Here is a 20,788-nt window from a genome sequence, read left to right as displayed (position 1 = left end):
TCATGAAAGACCGCTATCTCGACTTCGTGAATTCTTCGTTCGGTGCGGGCTTTGCCCGTTCCATCGGCTTGCCGAAGCCGGAAGTGCTACGCCGTCACCGGCCGGACCGGCCGGAGTTCGGGGGCATCGTCGCGATCGGCGCGGGGCCGTCGCCCGCGCTCTTCGACCCGCTGATCGACGTATTGCAGTCGATCGGCATGACGAGCGTCGCGCACGGAAGCGCCGAGGGCTGGCTGCCGCGCGCGAACCGGCACGGCGCGATGAGCGGCCGCTTCGAGCCGCACCGGCGCGATTCGGTCGCGAGCGACCGCGTAGAGGCGCTGATCTTCGACGCGACCGGCATAGCCGACAGCAGCGAACTCGGCGCGATTTACGGCTTTTTTCACGACGCGCTGCGCTCGGTGGCAAGGAGCGGCCGCGTCGTCGTCCTCGGGCGGCCGCCGGAAACGCGCGCGGATCCGCGCGCGTGGACCGCGCAGCGCGCGCTCGAAGGCATGACGCGCTCGCTCGGCAAGGAGGCGCGTGGCGGCGTCTCGTCGAATCTGCTGCAGGTCGCCGAGGGCGCCGATATCGAAGGTGCGTTGCGCTTTTTTCTCTCGCCGCGCTCGGCGTATGTATCCGGACAGGTGATCCGCATCGAAGCCGCGTCCGTCACGCGCCCCGCCGACTGGTCGCGTCCGCTCGAAGGCCGGCGCGCGCTCGTGACGGGCGCGGCGCGCGGCATCGGCGCTTCGATTGCCGGCGTGCTGGCGGCGCTCGGTGCGCACGTGACCGGCGTCGACGTCCCACAGGCCAGCGACGCGCTCGACCAGACCATGCTCGCAATCGAAGACCAGTCGCCGTCGGGCGGCGCGCATGCGGCCCTCGTCGCCGACATCGCTGCGCCCGAGGCGCCCGCCGAGCTCGCGGCGGCACTGCTCGCGATGGGCGGCATCGACATCGTCGTGCACAACGCCGGCATCACGCGCGACAAGACCATCGCGAAGATGACCAAGGACGCGTGGGACAGCGTGATCGACATCAATCTCTCGGCGCAGGAACGCATCGACGATGCGCTCCTCGCGCAGAACGTGCTGCATGACGGCGGCAGGATCGTCGGTGTGTCGTCGATCAGCGGCATCGCGGGCAACCTCGGGCAGACCAACTACGCGACCTCCAAGGCAGGCGTGATCGGACGGGTCAGCAGCATGGCGGGCGTGCTGCGGGCGCGCGGCATGACGATCAACGCGGTCGCGCCGGGTTTCATCGAAACGCAGATGACCGCGAAGATCCCGTTCGCGATCCGCGAGGCCGGCCGCCGCATGAATTCGATGAGCCAGGGCGGCCAGCCGGTCGATGTCGCCGAGACGGTCGCGTGGCTCGCGAGCCCGGCGTCGGCGGGCATCAGCGGCCAGGTAGTGCGCGTGTGCGGCCAGAGCCTGATCGGAGCATGACGATGCATGCGCTTTCGGCAGCACGCCCCCGCACGGTCGTCGTCGATACGCTGCCGCCGCCCGCGAAGCTCTATGGGCGCGCGCTGCCCGGGCTCTTCAAGCGCCCGCATGCGTCGGCGGAAGTGCCGGCGCTCAGGCTCGTGCGGCCCGATGTCGCGCTCGATCCCGAGCAGATCGGCCGCTATGCACGCGTGTGCGGCTTCATCCCGGAACACGGCGTGCCGCTCTCGTTTCCGCACGTGCTCGCGTTTCCGCTGCATCTGATGCTGCTCACCGATCCGGCGTTTCCGTGGTCGGCCGTCGGGATCGTGCATCTGGCGAATTCGGTGCGGATGCGGCGAGCGCTGTCGGCGGGACAGAATCTGCGTATCGAGGTGGAAAGCGGACCGCTCGTCGCGCACGAGAAGGGCCAGGCGTTCACGCTGCATACGCGGATCTATCGGCGCGGCGAAGCGGTCTGGGAAGGCGACAGCGTCTATCTGAAGCGCGGCGCGCACGGTTCGAACGCTGCTTCGGCCGATGCCAGAGCGCTGCCGCCGACAACGACCGCGGTGGACACGACACCCGCGCCGCCACTCGTACGCGAGGCGCGCTGGCAACTGCCCGCGCAGCTCGGTCGCGACTACGCGAAGGCGTCCGGCGACTTCAACCCGATTCATCTGCACGCGCTGACGGCCAGGGCATTCGGTTTTCCGCGCGCGATCGCGCACGGCATGTGGACGCTCGGACGCACGCTCGCGGCGCTGCATCCGTCGAAGGCGCTGGCGGCGGCGAACGCCCACGGCGACTTCAAGCTGCCGATCTTCCTGCCCGGCGAAACCACGCTCTGGAGCGCGTCGCCCGCGGCGATGAAACGCGACTTCGAAGTGCGCGACCTGGCCGGTACCCGGCCGCATCTGCGTGGACAATTCGAATGGGAACTGCCATGAGCGCCCCCACCCTTTCCGCCGTGCGCCGTGTCGCGATCGTCGGTAGCAACCGGATACCGTTCGCGCGCTCGAACACGGCCTATGCGACGGCGTCGAACCAGGACATGCTGACCTTCGCGCTGCAAGGTCTCATCGACCGCTACAACCTGCACGGCCTGCGTCTCGGCGAAGTCGCGGCGGGCGCGGTCATCAAGCATTCGCGCGACTTCAACCTTACCCGCGAGTCGCTGCTGTCGACCACGCTCGCCAAGGAAACACCCGCCTACGACGTGCAGCAGGCCTGCGGCACCGGGCTCGAAGCAGTCGTCCTCGTCGCGAACAAGATCGCGCTCGGGCAGATCGACGCGGGAATCGCGGGCGGTGCCGATACGACCTCCGATGCGCCCATCGGCGTGAATGAGCGGATGCGCAAGATCCTGCTCGAAGCCAACCGCAGCCGCTCGGCGGGACAGCGCGCGGGGGCGCTCGCGAAACTGCGGCCCGGCATGCTGTTCAAGCCGCAGCTTCCGCGCAACGCGGAACCGCGCACTGGCCTCTCGATGGGCGAACACTGCGAGCTGATGGCCAAGCGCTGGAAGATCTCGCGCGAGGCGCAGGACGAGTTCGCGCTGGAAAGTCACCGCAAGCTCGCGGCTGCGTACGAGCGCGGCTTTCTCAACGACCTGATGACGCCATACAAGGGCCTCGCACGCGACAACACGCTGCGCCCCGACATCGGCATCGACAGGCTCACGGCGCTGAGACCGGTCTTCGACCGCGACGCCGGCACGCTGACCGCGGGCAACTCGACGCCGCTCACCGACGGCGCCTCCGCCGTGCTGCTCGCATCCGTTGACTGGGCGGCAGCGCGCAACCTGCCGGTGCTCGCGTACCTGAGCTTTTCGGAGACGGCGGCAGTCGATTACATCGACAAGAAGGAAGGCCTCCTGATGGCGCCCGCCTACGCGGTGCCACGCATGCTCGCGCGTGCGGGTCTCGCGCTCGACGACTTCGACTTCTACGAGATCCACGAGGCGTTCGCGGCGCAGGTGCTCTGCACGCTCGCCGCCTGGGAAGACGACGAATACTGCCGTACGCAACTGGGCCTCGGCGGGCCGCTCGGTTCGATCGACCGGGCGCGGCTCAACGTGAACGGCAGCTCGCTCGCGACCGGCCATCCGTTCGCCGCGACGGGCGGCCGGATCGTCGGCATGCTGGCGAAGATGCTCGCGAAGGCGCCACCGCGCGCCGACGACCGTCCGTTGCGCGGCCTGATCTCGATTTGCGCGGCGGGCGGCCAAGGCGTGGTCGCGATTCTGGAGCGGGCATCCTGAAAGAGTTGGGAAGGAGGCACGAGCCGGCCTGCGGAACGTTGCACGCACATTACAACTCGAAGGAATAACGCGGCGTCCATGGAGACCGCAGATGAACCCGCTTGACGTACCGCCCCGCGCGGACCCGTCCGACCCGCACGACACCGACGGCATCTGGTACGCGTCGTACCCGCCGGGCGTGCCGCATGAGGTGAACCTGTCGCGCTATCGCTCGCTCGTGCATTTCTTCGACGAATGCGTGGAGCGGTATCGCGAGCGGGTCGCGTACACGAGCGTCGGGTCGAGCCTCACGTACGAGTCGCTCGGCGCCAAGGCGCGCGCATTCGCCGCGTACCTCCAGAGCCTGGGGGTTGCGCCCGGCGACCGCGTCGCGCTGATGATGCCCAACACCTTCCAGTATCCGGTCACGCTGTTCGGCACGCTGCTCGCGGGCGCGATCGTCGTCAACGTCAATCCGCTCTACACGATGCGCGAACTCGCGCATCAACTGAAGGACAGCGGCGCGCGGACCGTCGTCGTGTTCGAAACCTTCGCGAAGACCTTGCAGGACGCGCTGCCGGGCACGCGCGTCGCGAACGTCATCGTCACTGCGCTCGGCGATCTGCTCTCCGACGGCATCAATCTGAAAGGCCACGCGCTGAATTTCCTCCTGCGCCACGTCAAGAAGATCGTGCCGCAATACCGCATCCCGCACGCGGTCGGCCTGCGCGCGGCGCTGGCTATTGGCAGGAAGCGCAAGCTGGAACCGGTGCGCGTCGGGCATGGCGACATCGCGTTCCTGCAATACACGGGCGGCACCACGGGCATCGCGAAAGGCGCGATGCTCACGCATCGCAACATCATCGCGAACCTGCTGCAGGCGAAGGCGTGGGCCGAAGAGCAACTGAAGGGCGAAGCCGAAACCGTGCTCACGCCGCTGCCGCTCTATCACATCTACTCGCTGACGGTGAATGCGCTGATTTTCATGGGCATCGGCGGGCGCAACATCCTGATCGCGAATCCCCGCGACATCAAACGCATGATGCAGGTGCTGCGCCACGAGACATTCACGAGCATCACGGCGCTCAACACGCTCTATAACGCGCTCCTCGAGAACGAGGAATTTCGGCGCCGCGACTTCTCGAAGCTCAAGCTCGCGATGGCGGGCGGCATGGCCACGCAAAAGGCCGTCGCGGAGCGTTTCCGCGAGCTGACCGGGCAGCCGATCGTGGAAGGCTACGGGCTTACGGAATGCTCGCCGATCGTCACGATGACGCCGGTCGACCTGACTCATCAGCGCGAATTCGACGGAACGGTCGGCGTGCCCGCGCCTTCGACGCTCGTGCGCATGCGGCGCGACGACGGCACCTGGGCCGGCATCGGCGAAGCGGGCGAGCTTTGCGTAAAGGGCCCGCAAGTGATGAAAGGCTACTGGAACCGCCCGGAAGAGACGGCCGAAGTCATCGACGCGAAAGGCTGGCTCGCGACCGGCGACATCGCCGTGATGGACGCGCAGGGCTACGTCCGCCTGATCGACCGCAAGAAGGACATGATCATCGTGTCGGGTTTCAACGTCTATCCGAACGAGATCGAGGACGTCCTCGCGATGCACCCGAAAGTGCGCACGGTCGCGGCCATCGGCATTCCCGACGCGGCCGCGGGCGAGCGCGTGAAGGTGTTCGTCGTGCCGCGCGACAAGTCGCTCACCACGGAAGAAGTGATCGCGTTCGCCCGTTTACAGTTGACTCGCTACAAGGTGCCGGTCGCCGTCGAATTCCGCGACTCGCTGCCGCAGACGACCATCGGCAAGATACTCCGTCGTGAATTGCGCGACGCCGAACTTTCCAAAGCGAAGGACTGAGCCACGGAGAAACACCCTATGACGCACGCGCGACACCGATCGTCGCTGGCGATTGCCCTGCTGCTTGCGTGCTGGTGTCTTCCGGAGGCGCGCGCCCAGACCCCGGACGCCGTGCTGCCCACGTCCGCCGCGACGGCGGCGGCCAGTCCTGACGCACACGCGCCCTCGCCGCCCGCCGAGCCGGCTTCCGACGCCGGCAAGCTCACACTCGATCAGCAGGTCCGCTGGCTATCGCGCGCCGCGCGCAGCGGCATGCTCGCGCAGATGCAGGACGCCGAACTCGTCGCGCTTTTCGAATCGCTTGATCCGCTCACGCTCCCGCGTTACCTGAAACAGGGGCCGAACGGCTACCCGTCATACGAGTTCACGCTCGTCAGGCGCGAGCGCATCCGCGGCGTGTGGCCCGACAAACCCGATCACATGCTCGTGCGCCTCTCGCGCGATCCGCTGCGCATCTATGCGAAGTGGCTGCCCGGCGGGGCGCACGCCGGCCAGGAACTGATCTACGACGACTCGAAGCGCCCCGACCAGGTCTACGGTCATCTCGGCGGCCTGCTCGGGGTCGTGCCGCTGTGGGCGTCGTTGAATGGCCCGCTCGCGCGCACGCAGTCGAATCATTCGGTGCGCGATCTCGGCGTCGAGTACATCACGCGCCAGTTCCTCGCCGAAGGACAGAAATTCGCCGATGCCGGCGTCACGCGTGCGAGCCGCATCGAAGTGAAGACGATCGAAGGTGCGCGGGTCGTCGCCTTCACCTATGAAACGCCGACCGGGCAGCCGGAGTTTTATGCGAAGAAGGAAATTCTCGGGCTCGATCTCAGGCGGCCCTATTTCCGCTCCGTCGAATCGTTCGACAACGACGGCAATATTTTCGAGAGCATCGTCTTTCAGACCATCCTGCCGAAAACCTTCGACGATCTGACATTCGACCCGCATAGCCCGGAATATCGGTTCTGATTCGGATCGCTTTCCTACCGTGACACATGGCGAAACATATGCCGGGACAATCTTAAGTTTCGCCTAAGAATCGGCCGATACATTGCCCGCACTCCATCGCAAATACCGTGGCCGCCCGCCACCTTCGCCATGTAAATTCAAGGAGTTCACCCATGAACCTCCGGCCAAAATCGGCTCCCGTACGAGCCATCAAGCGCCTTCTGAGCCATCACGAGATCGCCACCCTGCTGCTGCTCGCGCACGCACCCATCGACGCCCTCGCGGCCACGCCCGATGTCGCATCGTTGCAGGAATACGGCTATGTCGAGACGGTGGCGCAGGACGCCGGAGAGGCGAAAGTGCGACTGACCGAGGACGGCAACGCGGTCCTGCGCGGACTGGGCGTGAAATAACCCACGGAAGACCGGGGCCCCGCGTCCCCGCGCGATCTCTGCAATAATCGACCGGCCAACCCGATCGACCGCAACTGCATGCGACCGGAGCAACGCTGACTCTGACGGACAGCGCCACTCTGGTCGACAAAGGAGAGATTCGCGATGTCCGTAGGACCCATTGTTCAACGTGTGCTGCTCACCAACGACGACGGCATCGACGCGCCCGGCTTGGCCGTCCTCGAAGCCGTCGCGGCAGAACTCGCGCACGAAGTCTGGGTGATCGCACCCGAACACGACCAGAGCGGCACGTCGCACTCGATCAGCCTGCACTCGCCGCTGCGTGTGAGCCAGCAGGGCGAACGGCGCTTCGGCGTGCAAGGGACCCCAGGCGACTGTGTCGTGATGGCCGCGCGCCATCTGATGAAGGACGCGCCGCCAACGCTCGTGCTCTCCGGCATCAACCGTGGCGCGAATCTCGGCGTCGAGACGATGTTCTCCGGCACCGTCGGGGCAGCCATGACGGGCCTCCTGCTCGGCTTGCCGTCGATCGCGCTCTCCCAGACCTTCACCGACCGCGAAAATGTCCGCTGGGACACCGCGCGTGCGCTCGCGCCCGGCGTGATCCGCGAACTGCTCGCGATCTCGCACGACGCGCCGACCTGCCTCAACGTCAACTTCCCCTCCTGCGATGCCGCGGCCGCCGGCCCGCTCACGCCGACGCGGCAAGGCGTCGGTCTCGTCGAGGGCATCGACGTGCTGACCGAGACCGATCCGCGCGGGCTGCCCTATCACTGGCTGCGCTTTCAGCGCGGCGCGCGCGCCAATGCCCCGGACAGCGAGACGGTCGTAGTCGCCTCGGGACGCGTCTCGGTGACGCCCCTGCACTTCGATCGCACCGACGAGCGCACCTTCGCCACGCTCACCGCCCGCCTCGGACGCGGCGACTGAGGCGGCTCCCGGCATTTGCGCCATCGACGCGCCCTGCACCGGCATCGCTAGAGGACTTCCTACAAAACGATGCCGGCGCATTCACGTATGCTGGCCGGCCAGGACGCGCGAACGACCGCAAGCCACGACACCGCGCGCCGGAGACACGTTTCAATCCAAGGAGAAAGCATGATCCGTTTCACGGCAGGCGCGTTGTCGCGCGGCATGCTGGCCTGCGCGCTCTTCGCATCGGCGACGCTCGCGGCAGCTCAAACGAATTCGCCCGTGGGCGTGTGGCAAACCATCGATGACAACACCGGCCAGGCGAAGGCGGTAGTCCAGATCGTCGACGATGGCGGCGGGATGCTGTCGGGCAGGATCGTGCAGGGCCTCGGCGACAACGACAAGCCGGAGCGCCGCTGCACCGCGTGCACCGATGCGCGCAAGGATCAACTCATCAAGGGCATGACGATCATCACCGGCATGAAGCAGGACGGCGACGACTGGAAAGGCGGGCAGATCCTCGATCCGGAGAGCGGCAAGCTCTACAAGTGCAAGATGCATCTCGAGGACGGCGGGCAGAAACTCGTGGTGCGCGGATTTATCGGCGTGTCGCTGCTGGGGCGCTCGCAGACGTGGATTCGCCAGCAGTAGGTCTTGCGTCAGGGATCGCGCGTCGCATAAAAAAAGCCGGCCAAAGACTTTTGTCTTTGGCCGGCTTTTTTTGCGGCAAGGCTATCGAGATATTCGCGACACCTCAGGCCGCGCGCCGCACCACACCTGGGACAAAACGCGGCGGCAGAAGCTCGGGGATCGCCGGCGGGGTGTCGCGCAGGAGCGAACTCTCCGGCACGGCGCTCTCCATCGCATCGGGAACGCTGGCCGGCACGCGCATCCGCGACGTCATCAGCGAATACAGGCTCTCGCCCGCCGGGCCGAACAATTGCAGCATCACGCGCGCGAGAATGCCGGAGTCATGCCAAGCCTTGAAGCGGCGATGGCAGGTCTGATACGAGGGATACTTGCGCGGCAGCGTCGACCACGACGCGCCGCTGTACATCACCCACAGCACGCCGTTCAGCACGGCCCGCGTGTTGGCCAGCGGACGCCCACGCAACTCCGCGCGTGGCCGCAGTTCGGGAAGCAGCGGTGCGACCATTTGCCATTCTTCATCGGTCATGTCGCGATAGGGCTTCATGCTTTTCTCCATACACATTGAGGTGTGCACGGAAGATACCGGCCGCCCCAGAGCGTCGGTATCAGAGATGTCCGAATCTTGAAATTGCAGCCGAAGCCTTTAGCCAGTTGGCCTAGGCGGCATTATTGGTACAGTTCTCAAGTCAGCGACGTATCGACGATGCGTCGCGGCGTCTCCAGATATTCCTTCGACTGCATTTCGACGATGCGCGAAACCGTCCGCGCGAACTCGTTCGCCATCGGACCTTCGACATACAGTTGCTCCGCGGGCACCGCCGCCGACATCAGGAGCTTCACCTTGTGGTCGTAAAAGACGTCGATGAGCCAGGTGAAGCGGCGCGCCTCCGATGCCATCCGCGGCGACATCTGCGGCACATCCGACAGGATCACCGCATGGAAGCGGCTCGCGAGTTCGAGGTAGTCGTTCTGCGAGCGCGGGCCGCCGCAGAGCGTCGCGAAGTCGAACCAGACGACGCCGTCCGCTTTGCGCAATGCCTTCAGTTCGCGTTTCTCGATGTGAAGGATCGGGCTCTCGTCCGGGACTGCCGCGAGCTTCGCGAAGTCGGCGCGCAACGCCTTGTCGGCGGTCGCGCCAAGCGGCGTGTGATACGCCGTGACCTGCGATAGCGTGCGCTTGCGGTAGTCGGTGCCGGCATCGACGTTCAGCACATCCAGATTCGACTTGATCAGTTCGATCGCGGGCAGCAGCCGGTCGCGATGCAGGCCTTCGGGGTACAGCGCGTCAGGTTCGTAATTGGACGTCATCACGAACTGCACGCCGTTGTTGAAGAGCCGGTCGAGCAACCGATACAGGATCATCGCGTCAGCGATGTCGGAGACGTGGAATTCGTCGAAACAGATCAGCCGGTAGCGCTTGGCGATCCGGCGCGCGAGTTCGTCGAGCGGATCGGCCTGGCCTTTCAGCTCCTCCAGTTCGCGATGCACCTCGCGCATGAACTCGTGAAAATGCAGGCGCGTCTTGCGCGTCACGGGCACGACCGCGAAGAAGCTGTCCATCAGGAAGCTCTTGCCGCGCCCGACGCCGCCCCACATGTACACGCCACGCGGCAGTTCGGGACGCACGAGGAACTTCTTCAGCGCGTTCGAGCGGCGCGCCTTGTACGCGACCCATTCGTCGTAGCAGCGTTGCAGGCGCTTGACCGCCGCGCGCTGCGCTTCGTCCGACTGGTATCCCCGCGTCGCTAGTTCGTGTTCGTAGTATTCGTTGACGTTCATGATGCCGCGCATGTGGCCGACGATTCGGCCTTTGGATATGACGAAGGCGAGCGGGAAAACTCCCGCCCGCCTTCGTCGTGGTGCCGCCCGGGTACAACCGGAATTACATGTTGAGCGCGCGCTTGTCGACGGCGAGCGCCGCTTCACGCATCACTTCCGACAACGAAGGATGCGGATGGCAGATTCGGCCGATGTCTTCCGACGCCGCCTTGAACTCCATCGCCACCACGGCTTCGGCGATCAGGTCCGATGCGTCCGCAGCGATGATGTGCACGCCGAGAATCTCGTCGGTCTTCGCGTCGGCGATCATCTTGACGAAACCTTCCGCCTTGTTGATGCCGAGCGCGCGGCCGTTCGCCATCATCGGGAACTGGCCGGACTTGATCTCGCGGCCTTCGGCCTTCAGCTGCTGCTCCGTCTTGCCGACCCACGCGATTTCCGGTTCGGTGTAGATCACCCACGGAATGCAGTTGTAGTCGATGTGCGGCTTCTGGCCGTCGATGATCTCGGCCACCAGCACGCCCTCGTCTTCCGCCTTGTGCGCGAGCATCGGTCCGCGCACTACGTCGCCGATGGCGTACACGTTCGGCACGGCGGTCGCGCAATGGTCGTCGACGGAGATGAAGCCGCGCTCGTCCGCCTTCAGGCCGATCGCTTCGAGGCCGAGGTTGTCGGTGTTCGGCACGCGGCCGATCGACACGATCAGTCGGTCCGCTTCGAGCGTCTGCGCATTGCCGTCCTTGTCGGTGTAGGCGAGCGACACGCTGTTGTCGGTCGTCTTCACTTCGCCGATCTTCACGCCGAGGTGAATGTCGAGCCCCTGCTTCTTGAACTGCTTCGCGGCTTCCTTCGCGAGCGCGTCGTCGCATGCGCCGAGGAACGCCGGCAGCGCTTCGAGCACGGTCACGTCCGAACCGAGACGGCGCCACACCGAACCGAGTTCCAGGCCGATCACGCCCGCGCCGATCACGGCGAGCTTCTTCGGCACGGCGTCGAACGAGAGCGCACCTTCGTTGTCAGCGACGATCTTGTTGTCGACCGGAATGTTCGGCAGATGGCGCGCCTTCGAACCCGTCGCGATGATCACGTTCTTCGCAGTGACCGTTTCCGTTTCACCTTCGCCCGACACTTCGATCTGCACGCCGGCGTCGGTCTTGCCGGTGAACTTGCCGTGGCCCTTGAGCCACGTGATCTTGTTCTTGCGGAACAGAAACTCGATGCCCTTCGTCATCTTCTCGACGATGCCTTCCTTGCGGGCGAGCATCTTCGAGATATCGAGCTTCACGTCCGACACGCTGATGCCGTGATCGCCTAGATGCTTCGTTGCGTTTTCGAATTCCTCCGACGACGCGAGCAGCGCCTTCGACGGAATGCAGCCCACGTTCAGGCAGGTGCCGCCGAGCTTCAGCGCGCCGGCCGGGTTCTTCCACTTCTCGATGCACGCAACCGACTTGCCGAGCTGCGCTGCGCGAATCGCCGCGATATAGCCGCCGGGGCCGGCGCCGATCACGACGACGTCAAATTCCTTGGACATGACTTTCCTTCTCTTGTTGGCGTCGCGGCGCGCGTGAGCCCCTCCCGCGCGCCGTGCGTCCTTGAGTGTTTTTTTTACAGATCGAGCAGCAGGCGGGCCGGATCTTCCAGCGCGTCCTTCATGGCAACAAGCGACAGCACGGCTTCGCGGCCGTCGATGATCCGGTGGTCGTAGGACAGCGCCAGATAGTTCATCGGACGGATCACGATCTGGCCGTTTTCGACCACGGCGCGCTCCTTCGTCGCGTGCACGCCGAGAATCGCGGACTGCGGCGGGTTGATGATCGGCGTCGAGAGCATCGAGCCGAACACGCCGCCATTCGAGATCGAGAACGTGCCGCCCGTCATTTCCTCGATGGACAGCTTGCCGTCCTTCGCCTTCTGGCCGAATTCGGCGATCTTCTTCTCGATGTCGGCGAGGCTCATCTGGTCGGCGTTGCGCAGGATCGGCACCACCAGTCCGCGCGGCGAACCGACCGCGATACCGATGTCGAAGTAGCCGTGATAGACGATGTCGTTACCATCGATCGACGCGTTCACGAGCGGGAACTTCTTCAGCGCGTGAACGGCTGCCTTCACGAAGAACGACATGAAACCGAGCTTCACGCCATGTTCCTTCTCGAAGCGGTCCTTGTACTTGTTGCGCAGGTCCATGACCGGCGCCATGTTGACTTCGTTGAACGTCGTCAGGATGGCGTTGGTCTGCTGCGACTCCAGCAGACGCTCGGCGATACGCGCACGCAGACGCGACATCGGCACGCGTTGTTCCGGGCGGTCCTTGATCCACTGATCGGCGGAGGCCGGTGCCTTGACGTCCGGCAGGGACGGCTTGGCGGGGCGAGCGGCCGGTGCCGCCGCGGGCGCGGCCTTCGCAGCCGGTGCAGCTGCGGGTGCCGACGAAACGCCGGGTGCGCCCATCGGGGCGGCGAGCGCGTCACCCTTGGTCACGCGGCCGTCGCGGCCCGAGCCCGCGACCTGATCGGCCGACACACCCTTCTCCGCGAGGATCTTGTTCGCAGCCGGCGATGCCGTGCCGCTTGAACCCGTTGCCTGAGCCGCTTGTGCGGGCGCTGCGGCTTCCGCTGCCACGGGCGCCGGCTTCACTTCGGCGTCGCCCGCTGCGGCGACGGCGGCAGGCGCTTCGCCCGCTTTCGCTTCCGTGTCGATCTTGGCGATGAGTTCGTCGGCGGTCACGATGTCGCCGTCATGCTTGATCACTTGCGCGAGCACGCCGGCGGACGGCGCGGGCACTTCCAGCACGACCTTGTCGGTTTCGATTTCGATGAGGATTTCGTCTTGCGCGACGGCTTCACCGGGCTTCTTCTTCCACTGCAGCATCGTGGCTTCCGAAACCGATTCGGAAAGCTGGGGAACCTTGACTTCTACAATAGCCATTCTGAATTGTCCTAATACGTGTCTTGTGAGTACGAACCCGGCGGCCGGTGCGCGCATCGAACGGTTGCGAGCGCCGCGACACGGCCATACGGGAGAACCGGACCCGCCTGCTTCAGGCTTGCCCGGTTCTTTGCGCCTTTACTTCGCGATCGTCTGCGCGCCCTTCAGGCGGCCGAATGCACCTTCGACCAGCGCCTTCTGCTGCTCGTAGTGCTTCGCGTAGTAGCCGACAGCCGGCGATGCCGAAGCCGGACGTCCGCTGTATGCCAGCTTCTGACCTTCCTTCATGCCGTCGCGCAGGTGATGCTCGATGTAGAACCAGGCGCCCTGATTCTGCGGCTCGTCCTGCACCCAGACTACTTCGGTCGCGTTTTCGTACTTCTTGAGCTCCGCGTCGAACTGCTTGTGAGCGAACGGATAAAGCTGCTCGATACGCACGATGGCAACGTCGTTCGACTTCGCTTCGCGGCGATGCGCGACCAGGTCGTAGTACACGCGGCCCGAGCAGACCACGACGCGCTTGACCTTCTTCGGCTCGATGGCTTCGTCGACTTCGCCGATCACCGGCTGGAACGAACCCTTCGACAGATCCGACAGATCCGACACCGCTTCCTTGTGACGCAAGAGCGACTTCGGCGTCGCGATGATGAGCGGCTTCCTGAACAAGCGGATCATCTGGCGGCGTAGCAGGTGGAAGATCTGCGCCGGCGTGGTCGGCTGGACCACTTGCATGTTGTGATCCGCGCACAGTTGCAGGAAGCGCTCGATACGCGCCGACGAGTGCTCCGGACCCTGGCCTTCGTAGCCATGCGGCAAGAGCATCGTGAGACCCGAGACGCGGCCCCACTTCACTTCGCCCGACGAGATGAACTGGTCGATCACGACCTGCGCGCCGTTCACGAAGTCGCCGAACTGCGCTTCCCATGCGACGAACGTGTTCGGCTCAGCGGTCGAATAGCCGTACTCGAAGCCGAGCACCGCTTCTTCCGACAGCACCGAGTCGATCACCGAGAACTTCGCCTGACCTTCGGCGATGTTCTGCAGCGGGATATACGTGCCGTCGTTCCAGCGCTCGCGGTTCTGATCGTGCAGGACGGCGTGGCGGTGCGTGAACGTGCCGCGGCCCGAGTCCTGACCCGTCAGGCGCACGGCGTAGCCCGAAGCGACCAGCGACGCGAACGCCAGATGCTCGCCCATGCCCCAGTCGAGCTTCGATTCGCCACGGCCCATCGCGCGACGATCGTTGATCACGCGCTCGACGAGCGGATGCACCTTGAAGTTATCGGGGATCGTCGTGATACGTTCGGCGAGGCGCTTGAGTTCCGCGAGCGGCACGGCCGTATCGGCGGCGTCGGTCCACTTGCGGTTCAGGAACGGCACCCAGTCCACCGCGTACTTGCTCTTGTAGTTCGAGAGCACCGGATCGATGGTGTGATGGCCTTCGTCCATCGCCTGACGATACGCCTTGACGTAGTTGTCGGCGTCTTCAGCCGTGATCACGCCCTGCTGCACGAGCTTTTCCGCGTACAGCGCGCGGGTGCCAGGGTGCTTCGCGATCGTCTTGTACATCAGCGGCTGCGTGACGGCCGGCGTGTCCTGCTCGTTGTGGCCGAGCTTGCGGAAGCAGATGATGTCGATCACGACATCCTTGTGGAACTGCATCCGGAAGTCGATGGCGAGCTGCGTGGCGAGCACGACCGCTTCGGGATCGTCGCCGTTCACGTGCAGCACCGGCGCCTCGATCATCTTGACCACGTCCGAGCAATACAGCGTCGAGCGCGAGTCGCGCGGGTCCGACGTCGTGAAGCCGATCTGGTTGTTGATGACGATGTGGAGCGTGCCGTGCGTGCCGTAGCCGCGCGTCTGCGCGAGGTTCAGCGTTTCCATCACGACGCCCTGGCCCGCGAACGCCGCGTCGCCGTGGATCTGCACCGGCAGCACCTGCATGCCGTTTTCGTCGCCGCGACGGTCCATGCGCGCCTTCGCCGACCCTTCGACCACCGGGTTGACGATTTCGAGGTGCGACGGATTGAACGCGAGCGACAGGTGAACCGGGCCGCCGTCCGTCGACACGTCCGATGAGAAGCCCTTGTGGTATTTCACGTCGCCGGCCGGCAGGTCATCGACGTGCTTGCCTTCGAATTCGGCGAAAAGGTCCGCCGGCATCTTGCCGAGCGTGTTCACGAGCACGTTCAGGCGACCGCGGTGGGCCATGCCGATCACGATTTCCTGGACGCCGTTCTTGCCCGCGTGACGCACGACTTCGTCCATCGACGCGATGAAGCTTTCGCCGCCTTCCAGCGAGAAGCGCTTCTGGCCGACGTACTTGGTGTGCAGGAAGCGCTCGAGGCCTTCGGAGGCCGTCAGGCGGTTCAGGATATGCTTCTTCTTTTCGGGCGTGAAATTCGGCGTCGAACGGATCGATTCGAGCTTTTCCTTCCACCAGCGCTTCTGTTCCGGGTCGCTGATGTACATGAACTCGGCGCCGATCGTGCCGCAGTACGTGTCGCGCAGCGCCTTGACGATCTCGCGCAGCGACGCCTGCTCGAAGCCGAAGTACAGGTTCTGGGCATGGAACGTCTGGTCCATGTCGGCTTCGGTGAAGTCGTAGAACGCAGGTTCGAGCTCGGGGATATGCGGACGTTCACGGCGCTTGAGCGGATCGAGATTCGCCCATTGCGAGCCGAGGAACCGGTACGCGCCGATCAGGGATTGAACGTAGACTTGCTTGCGCGCGGTGGCCAGGTCGCCTGCAGCTTCACGCGGGATGAAGGCATTGGCCTTCGCGCGCTGTGCAAACGATTCGACGATCGGGCCATGGGCCACGTCGTTGTGAGCCGTGCCGTCGGAGGCGGGCACGTTCTGCAACGCGTCGAAATAATCACGCCAGGTATCCGGAACGGACGCGGGATTATCCAGATAAGCTTCGTACAACTCTTCGACGTACGGAGCATTGCCGCCGAACAGATAAGAGTTCGACTGGAATTGCTTCATCATTTTTACGCTCACCTTTCTTCGAGTTTCTCGAGAAATAGCGGGTTAAGAAACCTTCCGCAACACGGCCTGACCGTTTAGCGGATTGCGCGAATCAAGTCTGCTTGGAAGGACCTAAAAATCGGCAACACATCGGGCTAGCATAGCACAGAACACATAGTCGACATAGCCGATGGTCGCAGCCCGGCAGCTCGTCACAACGGGCATCTGGGGCCGTTCGGTGCATAAAGCAAGTGCCCTTTGCATCACGCGGAACAATGAGCGGAACCTCGGCCGCAACATCTGGCGGATAAAGAAAAAGCCGCCCGAAGGCGGCTTTCGCTGGAGATATACCAGGCGTCAGGCTCAGTCGACGGCGCCTTCGCGGCTCGCGCGGCGGCGCTCGTGTTCCTTCAGGTGGCGCTTGCGCAGGCGAATCGACTGCGGCGTCACTTCGACGAGTTCGTCCTCGTCGATGAATTCGACCGCGTATTCCAGCGACATCTGGATCGGCGGCACGAGGCGCACGGCTTCGTCGGTGCCCGACGAGCGCACGTTGGTCAGCTGCTTGCCCTTGATCGGGTTCACGACGAGGTCGTTGTCGCGGCTGTGGATGCCGATGATCATGCCTTCATACAGCGCATCGCCCGGCGACACGAACATGCGGCCGCGGTCCTGCAGCTTCCACAGCGCATAGGCGACGGCGGCGCCGTCGTCCTGCGAAATCAGCACGCCGTTCCGGCGCTCGCCGACCGCGCCTTCCTTGACGGGCGCGTACGAATCGAACGTGTGGCTCATCAGGCCCGTGCCGCGCGTGAGCGTCAGGAACTCGCTCTGGAAGCCGATCAGGCCACGCGCCGAAATGCGGTATTCGAGACGCGTGCGGCCGCGTCCGTCCGACGCCATGTCGAGCATTTCGCCCTTGCGGCGGCCGAGTTCTTCCATCACGCCGCCCTGGTGGCCGTCTTCCATGTCGACGGTCAGGTTTTCGTACGGCTCGTGCTTCACGCCGTCGATTTCCTGCATCACCACGCGCGGACGCGACACCGCGAGTTCATAGCCTTCGCGGCGCATGTTCTCGACGAGAATCGTCAGGTGCAACTCGCCCCGGCCCGCCACTTCGAACGTGGTTTCGTCGCCGGTTTCCTTCACGCGCAGCGCCACGTTGTGGTTCAGTTCCTTCATCAGACGGTCGCGAATCTGGCGGCTCGTCACGAACTTGCCTTCGCGGCCCGCGAGCGGCGACGAGTTCACGAGGAAGTTCATCGTGAGCGTCGGTTCGTCGACGGTGATCATCGGCAGCGCTTCCGGTGCTTCCGGCGCGCAAATGGTGACGCCGATGCCGATTTCATCGATGCCGTTGATCAGCACGATGTCGCCCGCCTGCGCTTCTTCCACCTGCACGCGTTCGAGGCCGCGGAACGACAGCACCTGGTTGATCTTGCGGTTGATGATCGCGCCATCCGGGCCCGAGCGCACGGCGACCGCCATGCCGGGCTTGATGCGGCCGCGTGCCACACGGCCCACGCCGATCCGGCCAACATACGTCGAATAGTCGAGCGACGTGATCTGAAGCTGCAGCGGCGCATCCGGGTCGGCCGGGCGGACCGGCACGTGTTCCAGAATGGCTTCGAAGAGGGGGCGCATGTTGCCGTCGCGCGTTTCCGGGTCGAGGCTGGCGTAGCCGTTCAGGCCCGACGCGTAGACGATCGGGAAGTCGAGTTGCTCTTCGGTTGCGCCCAGCTTGTCGAAGAGATCGAAGGTCTGGTTGATCACCCAGTCGATACGCGCGCCCGGACGGTCCACCTTGTTGATCACGACGATCGGCTTGAGGCCGAGCGCGAGCGCCTTCTTCGTGACGAAGCGCGTCTGCGGCATCGGGCCTTCGACGGCGTCGACGAGCAGGAGCACCGAGTCGACCATCGACAGCACGCGCTCCACTTCACCGCCGAAGTCCGCGTGTCCGGGCGTGTCGACGATGTTGATGTGCGTGCCTTCGTATTCGACCGCGCAGTTCTTCGCAAGAATCGTGATGCCACGTTCCTTTTCGATGTCGTTCGAGTCCATGACGCGCTCGGCGATCTGCTGGTTTTCTCGGAACGTGCCCGACTGGCGAAGCAGTTGGTCGACGAGCGTAGTCTTGCCGTGGTCGACGTGGGCAATGATGGCGATGTTGCGAAGGGCGCGAGTCATAGGATATCTGCAGTTGGGCGCCGTGGTGCGAGCCTGCTCAGCCCAAGCGATCTCTCTAACAGGGATCGGCTGAATGGCCCGGATCGGCAGCTCGAGGTCTGAATCGCTCGTCGTCTGAATCGATCATTGGCGCAATGGGAACCCAAAATTATAGCACGCGGATGTGTCTGCCTTCGAGCGCTTTTGACAATAGGACATAACCCGGAATCCGAGCCGCGCGGCAGTCTATCCGCACACCGGCCGAAATCTTACGAAAAGCTTGTCGGGCGGCCCGGAGCGCACTTTTAAGCGTTCTCATAAACTGCTTGCCGCGTCAAAGGACCACACCTATAATCCTGCCTAGTCAACTATTGCAACCGCATGAGAATCCATGAGCGACGCGCCCACTCTCCCGTCACCCATCGGTGAGTATCAGCTTGGCGAAAGCGTCGGCTATCTGGTCAGCCGCGTGCGATCGACCATGTGGAACATGGTCAACCAGCACACTTCCGCCGAACTCGGCATCACCAGCACGCAGGCGAGCATGGTGTTCATGCTCGCCGCCGGAAAAAGCCTGACGGCCGCCGATCTCGCCCGCGAATACGGCATCGATGCGAGCGCCGTCACGCGGCTCATCGACCGGCTGGAAAAGCGCGACCTCCTGTCGCGCGTGCGCAGCGACGAGGACCGCCGCGTCGTCCGGCTCGCGCTCACGCCCGAAGGCTACGCGCTCGCCGAGAAGATTCCCGCAATCTTCACGCGCGTGCTCGACAAGCTTTTGATGGGCTTCTCGCCCGAAGAAGTCGGCTTCCTGAAGAGCCTGCTGCGACGCATTCTCGCCAATTCCTGCGATCCGAGCTGCACCGCGCTCGCGAGCGCCGCGGCCGACAAAACCGCCGGCTCACCATTGCGCTGACAACAAACTTTCGTCATGAATCTGAAAGAAATTGATTGCAATGTCCACCATCCGTCAAACCGTATGAGCCGAGCGATGAAACGCATCTCCTCGTCCGCGCCCTGCGCTTCGCGTGGCGCGCTTGCCGTGGCGGTCGCGGCGCTCGCGCTCGCCGGCTGTGCAAATTACTCCGGTATCAGCAGCGACAAGCAGCTCACCGCGCCTGAATCGCTCGAAAGCACGCAAAGCCTGCCCGCGCAAGGCGGCCAGTGGCCGTCGTTCGACTGGGCGACGCAGTTCGGCGATCCGCAATTGCCGCAACTGATCGACGAGGCGCTCGCCGGCAGCCCCTCGATTGCCCAGGCGCAGGCGCGGATTGGAAAGGCGTCGTCGTATATCGAGAGTTCGCGTTCGAGTCTCTATCCGAAGGTGACCGGCCAGTATTCGTGGACCCGCGAGCTCTATTCGGCCAACGCCCTCTTCCCGCCGCCCTACGGCGGCACGTGGTACAGCGAGAACAACGCGCTCGTCAGCGCGACCTGGGAGCTCGACCTTTGGGGCAAGAACCGCGCGCGCCTGAACATGGCGGTGTCGCAGGAAAAATCCGCCGAGGCCGACATGCAGCAGGCGCGCGTGACGCTCGCCGCGTCGGTGGCGCGCACCTATAACCAGCTCGCGCTGCTCTACGCGCTGCGCGACGTCGCCCAGCGCGAGATCGCCAACCGCGACAACGTCGGACGCATCACGAACGGGCGCGTCACGGCGGGCCTCGACACCAACGTCGAACGCCGCACGGCCGAGGGCAATATCGCGACGAGCCAGTCGAACCTGACCGAACTCGACGGCCAGATCACGACCGTGCGCTACCAGCTGGGCGCGCTGCTCGGCAAGGGGCCGGATCGCGGACTGCAGATTGCCAAGCCGGTCGTGAATCCGCAGATCGTCATCTCGTTGCCGGACAACGTGCCCGCCGACCTCGTGTCGCGCCGCCCGGACATCGTCGCCGCGCGCTGGCAGGTCGAAGCCGCGACGCAAAACGTGAAGGAAGCGAAGGCCGAGTTCTTCCCGGACATCAATCTCGCGGCCGCGTTCGGCTTCGATGCGTTCGGCTGGAGCAAATTCCTGACCGCCAGCAGCCGTCAGATCCAGGCGGGCCCGGCCATCCACCTGCCGATTTTCGACGCCGGCTATCTGCGCTCGCAACTGAAGGGCCGCTACGCCGATTTCGACCTCGACATCGCGAACTACAACCAGACGCTCATCAACGCGCTGAACGACGTCGCGACGCAGGTGGCCGCGATCCGCTCGCTCGATCGCCAGATGGGCGACGCCGAACGCGCGCTCGATGCCGCGACGCATGCCTACGACCTCGCCGTGATCCGCTACAAGGCAGGCCTGTCGCCGCAGTTGCAGGTGCTCTCCGCCGACGAAAACCGTCTCGCGAACGAGCAGACCGTGACGAACCTGAAGATGAGGCGCCGCGACCTGCAAATCGGCCTCATCAAGGCGCTCGGCGGCGGCTTCGATGCGACGGGCACGAATTTCGCCATCGACGGCAGCGGCCAGACGCAGGCGGCGAACGCCGCGCCTGCCAAGTAAACCCGCGGCAGACCA

The 20,788-nt window shown here is 64.7% G+C and carries 16 protein-coding genes; 10 read left to right on the top strand and 6 right to left on the bottom strand.

Annotated elements, in window-relative coordinates; translation table 11 throughout:
* Positions 1-2: 2 nt before the first annotated feature.
* From AWB81_RS17370 to AWB81_RS17335, 8 genes are all read left to right on the top strand, one after another.
* Complete coding sequence (locus tag AWB81_RS17370) at positions 3-1,433, top strand: 3-oxoacyl-ACP reductase (protein ID WP_062637522.1); 1,431 nt, start codon at positions 3-5, stop codon at positions 1,431-1,433.
* Positions 1,430-2,362 (top strand): MaoC family dehydratase, encoded by a 933-nt coding sequence (locus tag AWB81_RS17365; protein ID WP_062637520.1) that lies wholly within the window; start codon positions 1,430-1,432, stop codon positions 2,360-2,362. The genes AWB81_RS17370 and AWB81_RS17365 overlap by 4 nt, the downstream gene beginning before the upstream one ends.
* Positions 2,359-3,675 (top strand): acetyl-CoA C-acetyltransferase, encoded by a 1,317-nt coding sequence (locus AWB81_RS17360; RefSeq protein WP_062637518.1) that lies wholly within the window; start codon positions 2,359-2,361, stop codon positions 3,673-3,675. Before AWB81_RS17365 ends, AWB81_RS17360 begins: the two co-directional genes overlap by 4 nt.
* A 91-nt stretch (positions 3,676-3,766) precedes the next feature.
* A complete protein-coding gene (locus AWB81_RS17355) occupies positions 3,767-5,515 on the top strand; it encodes an AMP-binding protein (protein WP_062637515.1) in 1,749 nt (582 codons plus the stop codon).
* A gap of 18 nt (positions 5,516-5,533) precedes the next feature.
* A complete protein-coding gene (locus AWB81_RS17350; protein WP_087135035.1) occupies positions 5,534-6,472 on the top strand; it encodes a DUF1571 domain-containing protein in 939 nt (312 codons plus the stop codon).
* Between the two features lie 152 nt (positions 6,473-6,624).
* Positions 6,625-6,864, top strand: coding sequence for a hypothetical protein (locus AWB81_RS17345; RefSeq protein WP_062637513.1), 240 nt, complete (start codon positions 6,625-6,627; stop codon positions 6,862-6,864).
* A gap of 144 nt (positions 6,865-7,008) precedes the next feature.
* The gene (surE, locus tag AWB81_RS17340; protein WP_062637511.1) at positions 7,009-7,794 is read left to right on the top strand and encodes a 5'/3'-nucleotidase SurE; all 786 of its coding nucleotides are present in this window, start codon (positions 7,009-7,011) and stop codon (positions 7,792-7,794) included.
* A gap of 168 nt (positions 7,795-7,962) precedes the next feature.
* Entirely contained in the window at positions 7,963-8,427 is a 465-nt protein-coding gene (locus tag AWB81_RS17335) for a DUF2147 domain-containing protein (RefSeq protein WP_062637509.1), read from the top strand.
* A 103-nt stretch (positions 8,428-8,530) separates the two neighbouring features.
* On the opposite strand, the gene AWB81_RS17330 is transcribed toward AWB81_RS17335, so the two are convergent.
* From AWB81_RS17330 to typA, 6 genes are all read right to left on the bottom strand, one after another.
* A complete protein-coding gene (locus AWB81_RS17330; RefSeq protein WP_159938910.1) occupies positions 8,531-8,971 on the bottom strand; it encodes a transposase in 441 nt (146 codons plus the stop codon).
* Between the two features lie 137 nt (positions 8,972-9,108).
* Complete coding sequence (zapE, locus tag AWB81_RS17325) at positions 9,109-10,206, bottom strand: cell division protein ZapE (protein ID WP_062637554.1); 1,098 nt, start codon at positions 10,204-10,206, stop codon at positions 9,109-9,111.
* Between the two features lie 103 nt (positions 10,207-10,309).
* Positions 10,310-11,740, bottom strand: a complete 1,431-nt coding sequence (gene lpdA, locus AWB81_RS17320; protein ID WP_062637507.1) for a dihydrolipoyl dehydrogenase — start codon at positions 11,738-11,740, stop codon at positions 10,310-10,312.
* 74 nt (positions 11,741-11,814) lie between these two features.
* Positions 11,815-13,134: a 2-oxoglutarate dehydrogenase complex dihydrolipoyllysine-residue succinyltransferase gene (gene odhB, locus AWB81_RS17315; RefSeq protein WP_062637505.1), complete on the bottom strand. Its 1,320-nt coding sequence runs from the start codon at positions 13,132-13,134 to the stop codon at positions 11,815-11,817.
* Between the two features lie 138 nt (positions 13,135-13,272).
* A complete protein-coding gene (locus tag AWB81_RS17310) occupies positions 13,273-16,131 on the bottom strand; it encodes a 2-oxoglutarate dehydrogenase E1 component (protein ID WP_062637503.1) in 2,859 nt (952 codons plus the stop codon).
* 342 nt (positions 16,132-16,473) lie between these two features.
* A complete protein-coding gene (typA, locus tag AWB81_RS17305) occupies positions 16,474-18,300 on the bottom strand; it encodes a translational GTPase TypA (RefSeq protein ID WP_062637501.1) in 1,827 nt (608 codons plus the stop codon).
* Between the two features lie 370 nt (positions 18,301-18,670).
* On the opposite strand from typA, the gene AWB81_RS17300 reads away from it, so the two are divergent.
* Positions 18,671-19,195 carry a MarR family winged helix-turn-helix transcriptional regulator gene (locus AWB81_RS17300; RefSeq protein WP_062637499.1) on the top strand — a complete coding sequence of 175 codons (525 nt, stop codon included), beginning with the start codon at positions 18,671-18,673 and terminating at the stop codon, positions 19,193-19,195.
* Positions 19,196-19,270: 75 nt separating this feature from the next.
* Positions 19,271-20,773 carry an efflux transporter outer membrane subunit gene (locus AWB81_RS17295; RefSeq protein WP_062637497.1) on the top strand — a complete coding sequence of 501 codons (1,503 nt, stop codon included), beginning with the start codon at positions 19,271-19,273 and terminating at the stop codon, positions 20,771-20,773.
* The last annotated feature ends 15 nt before the right edge of the window (positions 20,774-20,788 follow it).

Origin of the sequence: Caballeronia arationis, from assembly GCF_001544975.2 — a bacterium.
GTDB lineage: Bacteria > Pseudomonadota > Gammaproteobacteria > Burkholderiales > Burkholderiaceae > Caballeronia > Caballeronia arationis.
Note: the sequence above shows the minus strand (reverse complement) of the source record. Positions and strands in the feature narration are given on the sequence as shown.